The sequence below is a fragment of the Lacrimispora sp. YZC11 genome (genome assembly GCF_057543815.1).
The window spans coordinates 1187990-1203471 of the sequence record NZ_BAAJYQ010000006.1 but is presented as its reverse complement, the minus strand read 5'-3'; the positions used below and the strand labels follow the sequence as shown (position 1 = coordinate 1203471).

General features: G+C 45.3%; 11 protein-coding genes. All 11 read left to right on the top strand.

Going from position 1 to position 15482, the window contains the following annotated elements; genetic code table 11:
- Positions 1–13: 13 nt before the first annotated feature.
- The 11 genes from AC27IJ_RS11810 to AC27IJ_RS11760 all read left to right on the top strand — a co-directional run bounded on the left by AC27IJ_RS11810 (position 14) and on the right by AC27IJ_RS11760 (position 15379).
- Positions 14–1207, top strand: a complete 1194-nt coding sequence (locus AC27IJ_RS11810; protein ID WP_487148972.1) for an ABC transporter substrate-binding protein — start codon at positions 14–16, stop codon at positions 1205–1207.
- A gap of 2 nt (positions 1208–1209) precedes the next feature.
- On the top strand, positions 1210–2226 hold the full coding sequence (locus AC27IJ_RS11805) for a FecCD family ABC transporter permease (protein ID WP_312500592.1): 1017 nt from the start codon (positions 1210–1212) through the stop codon (positions 2224–2226).
- Positions 2217–3011: an ABC transporter ATP-binding protein gene (locus tag AC27IJ_RS11800; protein WP_487148970.1), complete on the top strand. Its 795-nt coding sequence runs from the start codon at positions 2217–2219 to the stop codon at positions 3009–3011. The genes AC27IJ_RS11805 and AC27IJ_RS11800 overlap by 10 nt, the downstream gene beginning before the upstream one ends.
- 173 nt (positions 3012–3184) lie before the next feature.
- Positions 3185–5011: a sensor histidine kinase gene (locus tag AC27IJ_RS11795; protein ID WP_487148968.1), complete on the top strand. Its 1827-nt coding sequence runs from the start codon at positions 3185–3187 to the stop codon at positions 5009–5011.
- On the top strand, positions 5001–6545 hold the full coding sequence (locus AC27IJ_RS11790) for a response regulator transcription factor (RefSeq protein ID WP_487148966.1): 1545 nt from the start codon (positions 5001–5003) through the stop codon (positions 6543–6545). The genes AC27IJ_RS11795 and AC27IJ_RS11790 overlap by 11 nt, the downstream gene beginning before the upstream one ends.
- A gap of 3 nt (positions 6546–6548) precedes the next feature.
- Positions 6549–7805 carry an ABC transporter substrate-binding protein gene (locus AC27IJ_RS11785; RefSeq protein WP_312442523.1) on the top strand — a complete coding sequence of 419 codons (1257 nt, stop codon included), beginning with the start codon at positions 6549–6551 and terminating at the stop codon, positions 7803–7805.
- Between the two features lie 247 nt (positions 7806–8052).
- Entirely contained in the window at positions 8053–9474 is a 1422-nt protein-coding gene (locus AC27IJ_RS11780; protein WP_312442525.1) for an extracellular solute-binding protein, read from the top strand.
- Positions 9475–9597: 123 nt separating this feature from the next.
- Entirely contained in the window at positions 9598–10476 is an 879-nt protein-coding gene (locus AC27IJ_RS11775) for a carbohydrate ABC transporter permease (RefSeq protein WP_312442527.1), read from the top strand.
- Between the two features lie 12 nt (positions 10477–10488).
- Complete coding sequence (locus tag AC27IJ_RS11770; protein WP_312442529.1) at positions 10489–11310, top strand: carbohydrate ABC transporter permease; 822 nt, start codon at positions 10489–10491, stop codon at positions 11308–11310.
- Positions 11311–11330: 20 nt separating this feature from the next.
- The gene (locus AC27IJ_RS11765; RefSeq protein WP_487148962.1) at positions 11331–14471 is read left to right on the top strand and encodes an alpha-mannosidase; all 3141 of its coding nucleotides are present in this window, start codon (positions 11331–11333) and stop codon (positions 14469–14471) included.
- A gap of 212 nt (positions 14472–14683) precedes the next feature.
- On the top strand, positions 14684–15379 hold the full coding sequence (locus tag AC27IJ_RS11760) for a FadR/GntR family transcriptional regulator (RefSeq protein ID WP_312442532.1): 696 nt from the start codon (positions 14684–14686) through the stop codon (positions 15377–15379).
- Positions 15380–15482: the final 103 nt, after the last annotated feature.

Below are 15482 nucleotides of genomic sequence, written 5' to 3'. Positions count from 1 at the left end.
GAGAACTGAAAAGATGAAAAAGACAGTAACGCGTGTATTAAGCATGGCCCTGTGTCTGGCCGTATTATCAGGCTGTACGACCAAGACGGCTTCTACAGAGGCTCCGGCCGCAGCAGCCGGTACAGAAGCGGCATCAGCGGAAGACAAACCGGAGGCTGGGAAAGAGGAAGAAACCACTTCGGCAGCCGGCGAAACCAAGACGATCATTGACCAAGGCGGCAATGAGGTGGTGATTCCGGTTAATATTGAGCGTGTGGCGATTGCGTCCTTATGGCCGCTGCCATCGGTTTATGTATTGTATCAGGGTTCAGGCGCCAAACTGGTGGGCATGCATCCTGCTTCTAAAAGTGCGGCAGAATATTCTCTGTTGATGAAGGTGGCTCCGGAATTAAAGGATGTGGATACTTCCTTTATTCAGGGCGGCGAGGTCAATGTGGAAGAACTTATTAAGCTGAAGCCGGATGTGATCTTTTGCAACGCCAACAATGCAAAAGAAAGGGAAGTACTGTTAAAGACCGGTATACCGGTGGTTGGCTTCAGTACTTCCATTGCCGGGTTTAATACGGTGGAAACAGTAAACAAATGGGTCGAGCTGTTGGGGGAAGTATTTAATGAGCCGGATAAAGTCGCCGGTATTACTGATTACGGACGTGAAGTGGCCGCTGATATTGAAAAACGTTTAAAAGATGTAAAAGAGGAAGATAAACCGAAAGTGATGATTATCTATCATTATAAAGACGGGGTATTCCAGACCTCCGGCAACCAGTTCTTCGGCCAGTACTGGTGTGATGCCACCGGAGCTGTCAGCGTATCAAAAGATATTCCGGGGTCAGGCGTGGATCTGACCATGGAGCAGATCTATGAGTGGGATCCGGATATTATCTATGTAACAAACTTCAGTCCTTACCTGCCTCAGGATTTCTATGACAACAGCATTGAAGGATTTGACTGGAGTCCGGTTAAGGCCGTACGGGATCATAAAGTTTATAAATTCCCCCTGGGAATGTACCGCTGGTTCCCGCCGTCCTCTGACTCTTCCCTGTGCCTTTACTGGATGGCCCAGAAAAATCATCCGGAAGTTTTTACAGATTTTGATTTGAACCAGACAATTAAGGACTTCTATCTGAAATTTTATAATATGGAGCTTACAGATGAAGAGGTGGAGGGCATGTTCAATCCTCCCCGTGAAGCAGCAGATGGAGTATAAATATGTTGATGAAACGATATGGAGCCGGAACCAGGATCTTACTGATCCTGGCTCCGGTATTAACGGCCCTGATCTGTCTGGGCATCGGGCGCTATTCTTTTAACCTTGCTGACATCTGTAAACTGTTATATACCTATGCGGTTTCCGGAAAAGATGCCATTGAGCCCCAGGCATACAGTGTCGTATTCAATATCCGGCTGCCAAGAATCATTCTGGCAGTTCTTTGCGGAGCGGGGCTGGCTGTCTCGGGAGCGGCCTTTCAGCCCTTATTTTCCAATGCGCTGGCGACTCCCGATACCTTGGGGGTGGCACAGGGAGCATGTTTCGGTGCGGCAATGGCCCTTTTGTTTTCGGACAGCCTTTTATGGGTTCAGCTGGTGGCCCTGGTATTTGGCCTGATCGCCATTATGCTTACCTATTCCATCAGCAAGGTCAAAGGGCAGTCTTCCACATTTATGATCATTTTGGCAGGAATTGCGGTTTCCTCTCTTTTTACTTCGCTGGTATCGCTGGTTAAATATGTAGCTGACCCGGAGTCTCAGCTGCCGGCCATCACCTACTGGCTGTTAGGAAGTATGGCCGGAATCACCTACAAGAGTCTGGCTATCGGGGGTCCCTTGATCTGCGGAGGGATTCTGATGATCTATCTGCTGCGTTGGCGGCTGAATATCCTGTCAATGTCTGAGGATGAAGCAAGGTCCATGGGAATTGACTTAAAAAAGCTTCGTATTTTCATTATTCTGGCAGCAGCATTGATTACGGCCTCTTGTGCCTCCATGTGCGGACGGATTGAGTGGGTGGGGCTGTTAATTCCTCATGGGGTCCGGATGCTGTTTGGAAGCAATAACGAACGGGTCATTCCGGCCAGCATCAGCCTGGGTGCAGTATTTATGCTGGTTATGGATACGACTGCCAGAGCGGCAACGACTGCTGAAATCCCCTTATCAATCCTGACTGCAGTCATCGGAGCACCGGTATTTATTCTATTGCTGAGAAAGACAGGAGGAGGATGGCTGTGATTTTTGAAGTAAAGGAAGGATGTTTTGGATATAAGGCAGGGGAAGAAATTTTAAAAGAAATCACATTCCGGCTTCAAGATGGAGAGGTACTGGCAATCCTGGGGCCTAACGGTGTAGGAAAAACCACACTGCTTCGCAATATGATGGGATTGCTGAAATGGAAATCAGGCGGAAGCTATCTGGATGGAACATGTTTGGCAGAAATGTCTGTAAAAGATGTCTGGCAGACCATTGCCTATGTCCCCCAGGCAAAAGCATCCCTTTTTTCCTATACGGTGGAAGAGATGGTTTTACTGGGACGCAGTGCCCATATCGGAAATTTCAGCCGTCCGAAAAAGGCAGATGTAGAAATTGCCGATGAAGCGATCGGGAGCGTTGGAATTGATTATTTAAGAGGGAAGCTGGTGAGCCGGATCAGCGGCGGAGAGCTGCAGATGGTTTTAATTGCCCGGGCCTTGACTGCGAAACCCCGGATGCTGGTGCTGGATGAGCCGGAGAGCAATTTAGACTTTAGAAACCAGCTGATTATTCTGGATACGATCCGCCGTCTGGCGGATGAAAAGAACATATCCTGTATTTTTAATACCCACTATCCGGCACATGCATTGAAGATATCCGATAAGGCATTGATTTTAAACCGCAGCGGAAAAAGCATATTTGGTAAAGTGGATGAAGTGGTAACAAAAGAACATATGGAAGAGGCATTTGGAGTAAAGGTGCTTATCAATGAAATAGAAGAAGAAGGGCATCGCTTTAAATCCGTAACAGCTCTTGCGTTAACCTGACGCACGGAGGCGGGTAAGAAATGATCCTGAATGATAGGAAGAAGGCTTTGGCAATTATGCTGAGGCCTTCTTTTTGCGCCGGGCCGATTGAAAATATTATCCTTATTTATAAATTATGTTATAATACAAAACAAGAAGAAAATTGGAAGATTTTAACAAGGAGGGAACATGGCTTGATCAAATATTTGGTAAACAGATACAGAGGATGGGGAATTGCCAAAAAGACATTGATCATCCTGCTTTTTGTCTCAATCGTCCCTGTCATGGTAATTGAAATCATAACCTGCGTCATTGCGGCCAACACCATAAAAAAGCAGATGGATATTCTGGTGGAAAGCAACATGAAATTATCCCAGAAAGGGCTGGAAGATTTCTTTTCCGAATATGACAGCATCATCATGTCCATTTATACGGAAAATGAATATGCCTTAAAGCTGGAAAAGCTGAATGTATGGGATTCCAGGAATTATTATCTGTTAAAGAAGCAGCTGGAAGATGATCTGGAAAATATCTCATATCTTCATCCGGAGATATTAGGGATCGCGGTGGTGACACAGAAAAAGGAATGCATCCTGTATGATTCCATCACCAACAGCACCATGGACAGCTACTGCTTTCCGGAAAAGGATAAAAGCTGGCTGGAGGTGACCGATGAGACCTTTCATAACACCCAGACCGTTTATTCCCGTGTCATAAACCGGGAGGCGGCAAACGGTACAAAAAGAAATATCATCTATCTGGGACACCGGATCGCGGATATTAATAATTACAGGCAAGGTACGGTTGGAAGCATTCTGATCTGCCTTGACGAAACCAATATACGGCAAACCTATTCCCAGGAAAATGAAAATGAAATCAATGTATCCTTTCTTTGCGATTCCAATGGCAGCATCGTTTCCAGTACCAGGACGGATTTAATTGGGACAGGCATCTTTGAAGAATGGGATGACAGCAGAGAGGAACTGTTTACCCAGCCGGAATTGAAGATCCGGCAGGCGGTGGAAGCCCATCAGATCATGAATAGCGGATTTTACAGCATTTACACAAAGCCTGTGTTAAAAAACCTGTTTGTACTGGTCAGCCTCCGGGATAACAGAGAGCCTCTAAAGGATTTTAAATACATCTTTGAGGTGATCATTCTGCTTACGATATTGATCATCATTACCAGCATTCTTATTATGATCCAGTTTGCAGGTTCCTTACAGGTCTGTGTGGAAAAGATCACCTCTGCCATGGACAAAGCCTATAAGGGGGATTATACGGTGCAGATCGAGCATTCCTGGCAGGATGAGTTTGGAAAGATTGCAAAGCACTTCAATCACATGGTACAGAAAATCGACCAGTCCGGTAAGATAGAAAAGGAAGCCCTGCTCCGTGAGAAAAATGCGGAATTAAAGGCTTTGGAAGCACAGATCAACCCTCATTTTCTTTATAATACCCTGGATGCCATCAATTGGATCGCCATCGAAAACGAACAGTTCTTAATCAGCAGGATGCTTAAAAATCTTGGGTCGATCCTGCGTTACAGCGTACATAAAAGCAATGGTGTGGTAAGTGTGAGAAGTGAGATGGAATATTTAAAGCAGTATATTTTTCTCCAGCAGCAAAGGTTTTCCTTTTCCTTCCACTGTATTATGGATGTGGATGAGGAGGTCCTGGATTTAAAAATGCACAAGCTTCTCTTCCAGCCTCTCATTGAGAACGCCATCATCCACGGGTTTCCAGGCGATACCGGACAGGATATGCTTACGGTTTCCATCAGAAAAAAGGGGGATAAGCATCTGGTGGTTCAAGTGGAGGACAATGGAAAAGGCATGGATGAGGATCTGGTCAGGGAGCTGAATCACTATGATTATTCAAGCGGCGCCATTGAGGGGAGCATCGGGGTACGGAATGTGATTATGAGGATCAAATACTATTATGGAGAAGAAGGGCATTTCTTTATTGAATCAAATGACAGGGGAACCAAAATAACGGCGGAGATCTTATTTGAAGAATAGACAGGGGGAACGATACTTGGGCATGAGAGTGGTAATTGTGGAAGATGAACCAAACACCAGGAACGGGATCATTAAAATCATTGAAAAGTATACGTCACATGAAGTGGTAGCAGGAGAATGCGATGGAGAGGCAGGGTTTGAAAAAGTGTTATCTTTGCATCCGGATGTTGTTATAACGGATATCAACATGCCAAAGATGGATGGACTGGCCATGATCCACAAGATCAGGGAAGCAGGGATTATGACGGCGGCAGTTCTTCTGACTGGGTATTCGGAGTTTGAATATGCCCAGCGCGCCATACAGTTATCCGTAGCCGAATATTTGCTGAAACCTCTGGATGTGGAGGACATCATAGAGGTCCTTGGGACCGTGGAGAAAAAGTTATCAAAGAACAAGGTGGAGAAAGTTTCTGCGGAGCAGCTGCTGTTTTCCATCCTGACGGGAGACGGAAGCGATGAGGAAGTGGTTCAAAAACAATTTGCGGAAAAGATACGAAATCAAAAGGACAAAGTCATTTCCATGTTTCTGATCCAGTCAGAAAGTATTCTGGAGGATACGACGAACCAGATGACGGAAGTCCTTAAAGACAGCCTTGATGCAATCTGTCTGACAGGCTTTTTCATCTTTAAGCTTCCCTATGAAAAGCAGATCCTTGTCATGATTTCAGACGGCCAGAACGCCAGGTACTTAAAGACTATATTTAAAACCCAGATACTGAAGGAACTGAAGGAGAAGGGAGAATTTCTCATCAGCTACGGGGAGCTGGCAAATCTTTCCGGTCTTAAAGATACCTTAAAACAGATGCAGGAATATCTAACCTATACCTTTGTATTTCAGGACCAGTGCATCATTGACAGGGAGCTGGTTGGGAATCTGTCCTTTGAAAGGGTGGAATATCCGGAATACTTGGAGCGCGGAGTGAAAAGGGACATAAGAAATGGAAACAAGGAAGGAATCAGAAAAAACGCCAGGAAATTTGAGGAGACGGTCATTCAAAGCAGGGGAGAGCCTAAGGTGATTAAAAACCACACCGTCCGTTTTGTTATGGCTGCTTTAAATACCGCTAGGGATCTGATGAAAAACAAAGACATTGAAGCCCTCTACCAATACCTGTTAAACGATATGATGAAAACCGGAATCAGGGAGATATTTCTGAACAATTACTGGAAGGTGATTGATATGGTAGCAGATGACAGGGAAAAGGATGCCTTAACCGGCAATGGTATGATCTTAAATGTGATAGAATTCATAAGGCAGAATTATGATAAGGAAGTTTCACTTTCCGATGCAGCTGATTTGGTGGGGATCACACCGGAATATTTAAGCAAACTGTTTACCAGAGAAATGGGGATCAACTTTTGCACCTTTTTAGGGGAATTCCGTGTCAGCGTTGCAAAAAAACTTCTGGCAACGGGCAATTATAAGATCCATGAAGTAGCAGAAATGGTGGGGTATAAGGATACGAAGTATTTTAACAAGGTATTTCGTTCCATTATGGGAGTGTCGCCCTCAGACTATAGAAAGGTATTCTAAGATATGAACAGGACCGTACAAAAACTTCTGATCTGTTTATGGCTGCTGGTTTCCTTTTTATTAATTAGTGTGATCTTTAAATATTACAGGGAGACCAATGAGGTGGCAGCTGAGGAGGAGAAAAGGGACCAGCTTATGGTCATGGCTGTCTGCGAGGAGGATGAAAGCGGCGATTACTTAAAGAGGCTTGTGAATGAATATTCTAAACTGCCGGGGAACCCGGAGGTCAGGATCCAGTATGTCTCTCAGTCCGGCTTTCAAAAGCAGCTGTGCATAGATAAGGATCAGAATAACCTCCCTGATCTGATCATCTGTGAGAACGTCATGACGCCTGCCCTTGAGTCCATGGGAATTCTTAGGGATTTGACCGATTACATGACAGCAGAGAAAGCCTCCCTGTATTTAAAGAATGCATACAGCAGCACGGTGGTAAACGGCATCTGCTATTCAGTTCCCTTTACCAGCAACCCCTATGTGGTATTTTATAATGAGGATCATTTGAAGAAGCATGATGCCGCCATACCGGATACGATGGAAGAGCTTCTTAAGCTGTGCAGGGAAACCAGTACCCTTGGCACCTATAATTTCGGCTTTGCCATGAAGAATAAAGAGGATATCACCTCCAGTTTTCTGCAGATGATCTATTCTGCCGGAGGAACCCTGCGGAGCCTGGATACGGAAAACTGCATGAAGCTGTATGAAATGCTTGGCAATATGAGGGATGAGGGGATCATAGACCAGGATGTGATCAACTGGAATCAAAAGGAGCTGATGAAGGCGTTTTCCAAGGGATATGTAAAAATTGCCATTGCAGAGCTAAGCTCCATGTCCATATTGGAGAATTCGGACAGGAAGTGTAAGTATAAAATCGCAGAAATCCCATATATCCAGAAGCAGACTTATCTGCTGCAGGGAGACAACATTGGGATCACGGTAACGGCGGACATGGAAGAATCTATAAAACTGCTGGATTACCTTACATCCAGGGAGGTTATAAAAAGCTATTACGAAAATACTTACTGCCTTTCCGTAAGAACGGATGTAAAGGTAAATCCCGGACTGGTAAGAGGTCTTCCGGATGAATTCGTGGAACGGGAGAGAAACCAGAGTATCTTAAAAAATGCTTACACCACATGGTTTATCATATCAGACGGGATTGCAGGGAATCTAACGGATTTTTTCGGAGACAAGACCATGACACCGGAGGAGGTTTCAAAAAGGCTTCAGGGGGACATCAGGAACGCCATTTTGGAAAGGTAGACGGAAAGGTTAAAATTATACCCCTTTTCTAAAATTTTGGAATACTCTGTAAAACCGACTTATGCTATCATTTCCTTAACCACTATAAGAAACACATTTCACGAGTCTCTTATAGTTATCGCGGCAGTCACTGAATAAACATGCAAGCATATTTATCCGGCTCGTTGCTCGCGTAGATAAAAATACCTTACAGGTATACTTTTATTCCCGGTGAGACTGGGAAGTGAATAGGAGATGGGAGGGTTTTATGAAGAAAATGAAGAAAGTTGCAGCAGCGGTACTTGCATCATCCATGGTTCTTTCCCTGGCAGCATGCCAGGGCTCCGGGGCAAAAACGGAAACAACAGCTGGGGGGAAGACAGAAGCAGGTTCCGGGGAAACCGGAAAAACAGCGGAAACCCCGGGTACAGGCGGAAAGGCAAAAATTTCCATCACGTTCCGGGATGGAGGAAGCGATGCCTTAAAGAACTGGTTTGAGCATGCATATGAGACCTACGATAAAAAAGATTCCATTGAACTTGACATTGCCCCCATTACTGCTTCAGAAGGAGACTATTTTGCAAAGGTGGCGCTGGCACTTCAGTCAGCGGATACGGCTCCGGATATTGTCTGCGAAGATACGTTCCAGCTTCCCTCTGACGTGGCAGCCGGTTATCTTACAGATCTTTCTTCCTACTTAAAGGATTATAAGGAATGGAATGACGGGACCTTCTACGGGCCGCTGGTGGAGGGTGTTACATACAGTGACGGTAGCGTGTACGGGATCCCTTACTGTACCGATACCCGCGGGTTGTGGTATAACAAAGACATATTTAAGGCAGCCGGTCTGGATACTGAATGGCAGCCAAAAACATGGCAGGAGGTCCTGGATACCTGCAAGGTCATCAAGGAGAAATGCCCGGATGTGGTGCCATTCTGGTGTAATTCGGGAGTAGCAAGCGGAGAAGCTACCTCCATGCAGACCTATGAGATGCTTCTTTACGGGACAGGTGAGCAGCTTTTGGATGAAAATGACAAATGGATCGCATCCAGCGGTAATATTTTAAAATCCTTAAATTTTATCAACACCATATATAAGGAAGGATACGGGCCCTCCCTGTCCAAGGTATTAAACGGAGAAGCAGGAAACATTGCTTCCAGAGAATACTTACCGGGAGGCAAGCTTGCCATTTCCTTAGACGGGTACTGGATGACCGGAAATTACAAGGAAACAGGATCGGCTCCATGGCCGGAGTACAAGGATAAGCTTGGCATCGCAGCCATGCCAACCTCTGAGGGGCAGGAACCGGGCAGCATCACCATGTCAGGCGGCTGGGCTTTATCCATACCGCAGCTTTCCGACCAGAAGGATGCGGCAATGGACTTTATCAAGCACTGCATGAGCTATGATATTTACTTAGATACCATCATTGCCCAGGGAAATATTGCAACCAGAACTGATATTGCCTCAGATCCTACATACTCCTCACAGCCCTTTATGGAAAAATGCACCAGCTTCTTATCCGGAGCCTTTTACCGGCCAAGAAACAGCCAGTATTCAACGGTTACCACCCACATTCAGACCATGGTGGAATCGGTTGTGTCAGGAACAAGCCCGGAGGATGCAATGGCACAATACAAATCAGACGTAACTAACAGCGTTGGCGCAGAAAATACCGTGACAAAATAAACGTTCAGGATTTGAAGGGGAGGGCAAACGTGCAATAGCAAGGCACCTGGCCCTCCCTGTTTTTATCCGAATGTAGGAAACGAACCGATATGCCCTGAAAAGCAGGGCAGAAAAGAGGAAACTATGAATAAAAAAAGCAGCCGGCTGTTCGCGGAAGCAAGAAAATCAGTATTAATTCTGCCCTCTATGGTCCTTTTGCTTGTATTTTTTGTGATGCCGATTTTATTGACTGTTTATTATTCCTTTACAAATCTGGCTTTATCAGGAGAGAATGCAAGACAGCTTAAATTTATCGGTTTTTCCAATTATGTCAGCATGTTTAAGGACCGCACCGTGCGTATCAGCATTGTCAACACCCTTGTATTTCTCCTTGGAAGCCTTACGGGTCAGCAGGTACTTGGTTTTCTCATTGCCCTTAACATGAGGAACAGAAACAGGATCTTCCGGGGGATCGTAGGTCCTATTTTCCTGGCAGGCTGGATCATGCCGGAGGTGGTTGTAGCCCTGTGCTGCAGCACCTTTTTCGGAGACGAGGGTACCTTAAACCAGATCTTTTCCTTTCTCCATCTTCCCACCGTGGAATTCCTGTTTGCCATTCCCATGGCAACGGTTATATTGGCAAATATATGGCATGGGACCGCATTTTCCATGATGAACTTCCAGTCAGCCTTAGATGGGGTACCGGCGGATATTGAGGAAGCGGCAAAGGTGGATGGGGCAGGTCCTCTGCAGACCATGCTGAGGATCATCCTTCCCTGTATCAAGAACACCATTGCCACAAATACCATGCTCAATACCTTATCCACCCTTGGCGTATTCGGGCTGATCTATATGATGACAGGCGGGGGACCCGGAACCAAAACCCTGACCTTGCCCATCTTTATGTACCGGCAGGCATTTATTTCCCAGCAGCTGGGATACGGCACGGCCATTTCCATGATTCTTCTTGTGATCGGGATTGTGCTCAGTGTTTTCTATACAAGAGTCATGAAAAAGGACTAGAGGAGGTGCTTCATGTATTGGAAATTAAGAAAAACGGTGCCCTATGGGGTGCTGACCTTATTAGCGGTTATATTTGTACTTCCCCTGCTTTGGATCCTGCTGGCCTCCTTTGACGGCAACGCCTCTCAGGCTGTGAAGATACCAGCCCAGTGGACCCTTGATAATTACAAGGTGATCTTATCCAGCCAGACCAATCAGCGCGCATTTGCCAACGGACTGCTCATTTCCTTTGGACAGTCGTTCCTGGTGGTGCTTTTTGCGGGCCTGGCAGCCTATCCCCTGTCAAGATATGAACTTCGTTATAAAAGTCTGTTTTTATATACGATTTTATTTATGACCTCTCTTCCCATTACGGCGGTCATGGTCCCCGTGTATAAGATGTTCCTGACCATTGGGCTCTATGACAAGACTTTGGGACTTATCTTATTTTTAACGGCAACTTCCATGCCTTATGGGATCTGGCTCATGAAAAATTTTATGGACAATGTCCCCATAGAACTGGAGGAAGCGGCCTGGGTGGACGGTGCCTCCACATTGGACAGCATCCGGAAAATCATCGCTCCCTTAATGTTTCCGGGGATTTGCGTGGTATTCATCTTTACCTTTTCAGGGAGCTGGGGCAACTTTTTTATCCCCTATATCCTGTTGCAGACCTTAAATAAATTACCGGCATCTGTTACCCTATATCAATTTTTTGGACAGCATGGTATGATAATATACGGACAGTTGGCCGCTTACTCTGCTGTCTATGCCATTCCTTCCATATTACTTTATATTTTGTCGCAAAACTATATGTCAAAGGGCTTTAATATGGCCGGCGCTGCCAAAGGCTGACGAAAAAGGAGGAGATTACAATGATACTGATCAAAGAACGGATTGGAAAATTGGTGGAGGACTTAAACCGTCTGATTTATGCGAAGGAAATGCCCATCACCAGTTACCGGATGTTAAAATCCGGGGAGCACTTTTTAAATGTCCAGGACCTTCATACCGATGACTGGGAGGAACTTACAAGTGCAGAACTGTGGGGCGGCCACAGGGAATATTTCTGGTTTGAAACAGTCATTACCATTCCTGATGAGTTTAAGGATCAATGTGTGGTGTATGAATTAAAAACAGGAAGGGAAGGGCTGTGGGATGCCACCAATCCCCAGTTCACCATTTACGTCAATGGTGTCAGAAGACAGGGGCTTGACGTAAATCACAGAGAGGTTTTACTGACGGAAAAGGCAGCAGCAGGAGAGACATTCCGGATCGTTTTATCCGCATTTACCGGCGACCAGAATTTGGGGCTTGTCATGGATTCCAGGATAAAGGTGCTGGACCGGGAAACAGAGCAGTATTATTATGATATATCCGTTCCCTATCAGGTCGCAAGACTCCTTCCTGACAGTGACAGTGCCTATCTCACCATCCTTCATGCAGTCAATGAATCCTTAAATCTTCTGGATTTAAGAAAGGAATATTCCGGAGAATATTATGAAAGCCTAAAAAAAGCCAGGGAGTACATGAAGAAAGAATTTTATGACAAGTACTGCAAGGAGGCAGGGGAAACCATTTACTGTGTGGGCCATACCCACATTGACGTAGCCTGGCTATGGACTCTTGCAGTTACAGAGGATAAGGCGGTAAGAAGCTTTTCCACGGTCCTGGAGCTGATGAAGCAGTATCCCGAATACATCTTCATGTCAAGCCAGCCCCAGCTTTACAAATATGTAAAGAAAAATGCTCCTGAGGTCTATGAAGAAATACAGAAACGTGTTGCAGAAGGAAGATGGGAGACAGAGGGCGGTATGTTTGTGGAAGCGGACTGCAATCTCTCCTCCGGGGAATCTCTTGTGCGGCAGTTCCTTCACGGCAAGGAATTTTTCAGGGAAGAATTCGGGAAGGACAATGAGATTTTGTGGCTCCCCGATGTGTTTGGATATTCCGCCGCTCTTCCTCAGATCATGAAAAAATGCGGCATCAAATATTTTATGACAACAAAAATCAGTTGGAATGAATTCAATAAAATGCCTTATGATACCTTTGAATGGGAAGGAATTGACGGAACCAGGATTTTAACCCATTTCAGCCCGAGCCGCGACTATCATAAAGCGGCAGAGGAAGGCGGTACAGAAACCGAGCATTTCACCACCTATAACGCATACATAAACCCCTCCCAGGTAAAAGGGGCCTGGGCCAGATACAGCCAGAAATATTTAAATGATGAGGTTTTAATGTCCTTTGGCTATGGAGACGGAGGGGGCGGTCCAACCAAAGACATGCTGGAGAACCAGCGGAGGCTTGAAAAAGGCATTCCAGGCTGTCCAAGGACCGTGATGAGCACGTCAAAAGCATTTTTTGAAAAGCTGGATAAAGAAGTGCGAGGGAGAAAATATCTGCCCGCCTGGGTCGGAGAATTATACTTAGAATACCACAGGGGCACTTACACTTCTATGGCTAGAAATAAGAAGTACAACCGGAAATCAGAATTTTTATTTGAAAATGCAGAGTGTTACTCCATGCTTGATGGAGTATTAAACCAGAATCCCTATCCAAGGGAAGTGATTGAGGATGCATGGGAAGTGATTTTACGAAACCAGTTCCATGATATTCTTCCGGGGTCTTCTATTAAAGAGGTCTATGAGGATTCCAGGAAGGAATATGAAACAATAGGTAAGACCGGAAGGGAACTGGTGGACAATGCCCTTATCCATGTAACAGAACAAGTGGATGCCCATAAGGGGACCCTTGTGGTATTCAATCCCAATAGCTTAGAAGGGGAGGGAGCCGTATCCTTTAAGGTTCCGGAGCATATGGAAAACCTGGCGGTAATGGATGGAGAGGTTATGTTTCCTGCCCAAAAGGCAGGGGATGGCTCCTGGCTGTTTTGTGCTTCCCAGGTTCCTTCAAAAGGCTACAAGACCTTTGAACTGAGGGAAGGAATCTGTGACACCGGTTTAAGAGCGGATGAAAGGCATTTAGAGAATGAGTTTATCCGTGTGACCTTCCATGAGAATGGTCAGATTTCTTCAATTTATGATAAGCAGAATGAACGGGAAGTGCTGAAGGAAAACAGGAACGCCAACGTGCTTATGACCTATGAAGACAGACCACACAACTATGACGCATGGGATGTAAATAATTATTATGTTGAAAAGTCCTGGGAGATCACCGACGTAAGCAGCATGGAGCTTGTGGAAAACGGCCCGGTCCGCGCTACAATTTGTGTAAAGAGAAGATATTTAGATTCCGACATTGAGCAGTACATTTCCCTGTTATACAACAGCCCGGAGATCACCATTCGCAATGAGATTGACTGGAAGGAAAACCATATCTTCTTAAAGTCTATTCTCCCGGTTGATATCCATACAGACGAAGCCACCTTTGAGATCCAGTATGGAAATGTAAAGAGGAAAACCCATTACAATACCATGTGGGATTATGCAAAATTTGAGGTATGCATGCATAAGTGGATCGATGTTTCAGAGGATGATTATGGAGTCAGCATGATCAATGACTGTAAGTATGGCTGTCATGTCCATGACGGTGAAATCGGAATCTCCATGTTAAAGTCTGCAACCTATCCAAATCCGGATGCGGATAAGGAGCACCACAGCTTTGTATTTTCCATCTATCCCCACAAGGGTGACTGGAAAAAGGCAAATACAATCCAAAAGGCTTATTCCATGAATAATCCAATGACAGCTCTTGTAAAAGAGAAAGAGGGAGGGCAGCTGCCCAGAGAATATTCTCTGGTAAAGGCGGATGCCGGTAACGTTGTCATTGAAGTCGTGAAGCAGTCACAAAAAGGGAATGAACTGATCCTTCGCTTTTATGAGACAAACAACAGACGGACCAGCGGGAACATGTCCTTTGGCATGAACATTCAGAAGATTATGGAATGCAACATGCTGGAAGAGGATGAGGCAGAAGTGAACTATCAGGATCGTACGGCTGCGTTTGTGATTCAACCTTATGAGATCAAAACTTGGAAGGTTACGTTCCGGTAATCCTATTTTTCAGGCTGAAGCAGCAGGCTTTTTTAAGTCTCTGCTTTGGCCTTTTTTAATAGATTCACTCCGCTGGATTGTCTGATGGGTATGAAAAAAATAGAAAAAATCATGTTTATGTTTGCAGTTTTCTTCAAATGTGATACAATGATTGTATGACATCATGAAATATTTAAACGAAAGATGAATTTGAAGAAGAGGGAGTGAGAAATATGGAAGAGGTTTCTAGAATACCGATCGTGCAGCAGGTAGTTAACAGTATGAAGGAATTTGTTGCAGCAGACGGAATAGTGGTCGGACAAAAATTACCCACGGAAAAAGAATGGTGTGAGAAGCTTACGGTGGGGCGTGGAACAGTCAGAGAAGCTTTCCGTATTCTGGAGGCCCGGGGTCTGGTGGAGATCAAACCTGGACGCGGAGCATTTCTGGTCAGTAAAAAAGAACTGGGGCAGGAAGAACTGGCAGAATGGTTCCTTAAAAATGAAGTGGAATTAAAAGATTATATCGAGGTCCGGAGTGCCGTGGAGCCGTTGTGTGCACGGATCGTAGCAAAGCGGGCCACTGATGCGGAGCTTGAACAGATTGAACGGATCCATTTCCGGTTTATACGCGCGGTAGAGGAAGAGGATATTGCCGGAATGGCCAAATATGATGAGAAGCTGCACCGGCAGATCGTGGAAGCCAGCAAAAATAAGATGCTGATTTTTATGAGTAAAAAGATCGACGAGTGCATCCGGGACTTCCGGTTAAAGACATTCCAGGTACCGCAGAACGCCCAGAATGCCATAAGAGCCCATCGTAATATAGTAGAAGCCTTAAAAGCGCGGGACGAAGAGGTGTCGGAGCTTTATGCAAAGAGACATATCTCCCTGATCAACACAGATCTGAATGTTATCATTAAGCGGTAAGCAAAAGAAGGAGCAGCAGCAGAACGGATGAAAGGAAATCGTTCTGTTGCCGCTCCTTTTTTACATTTTCTATGATAAAGCCACGGGGATAAAATACTTTATC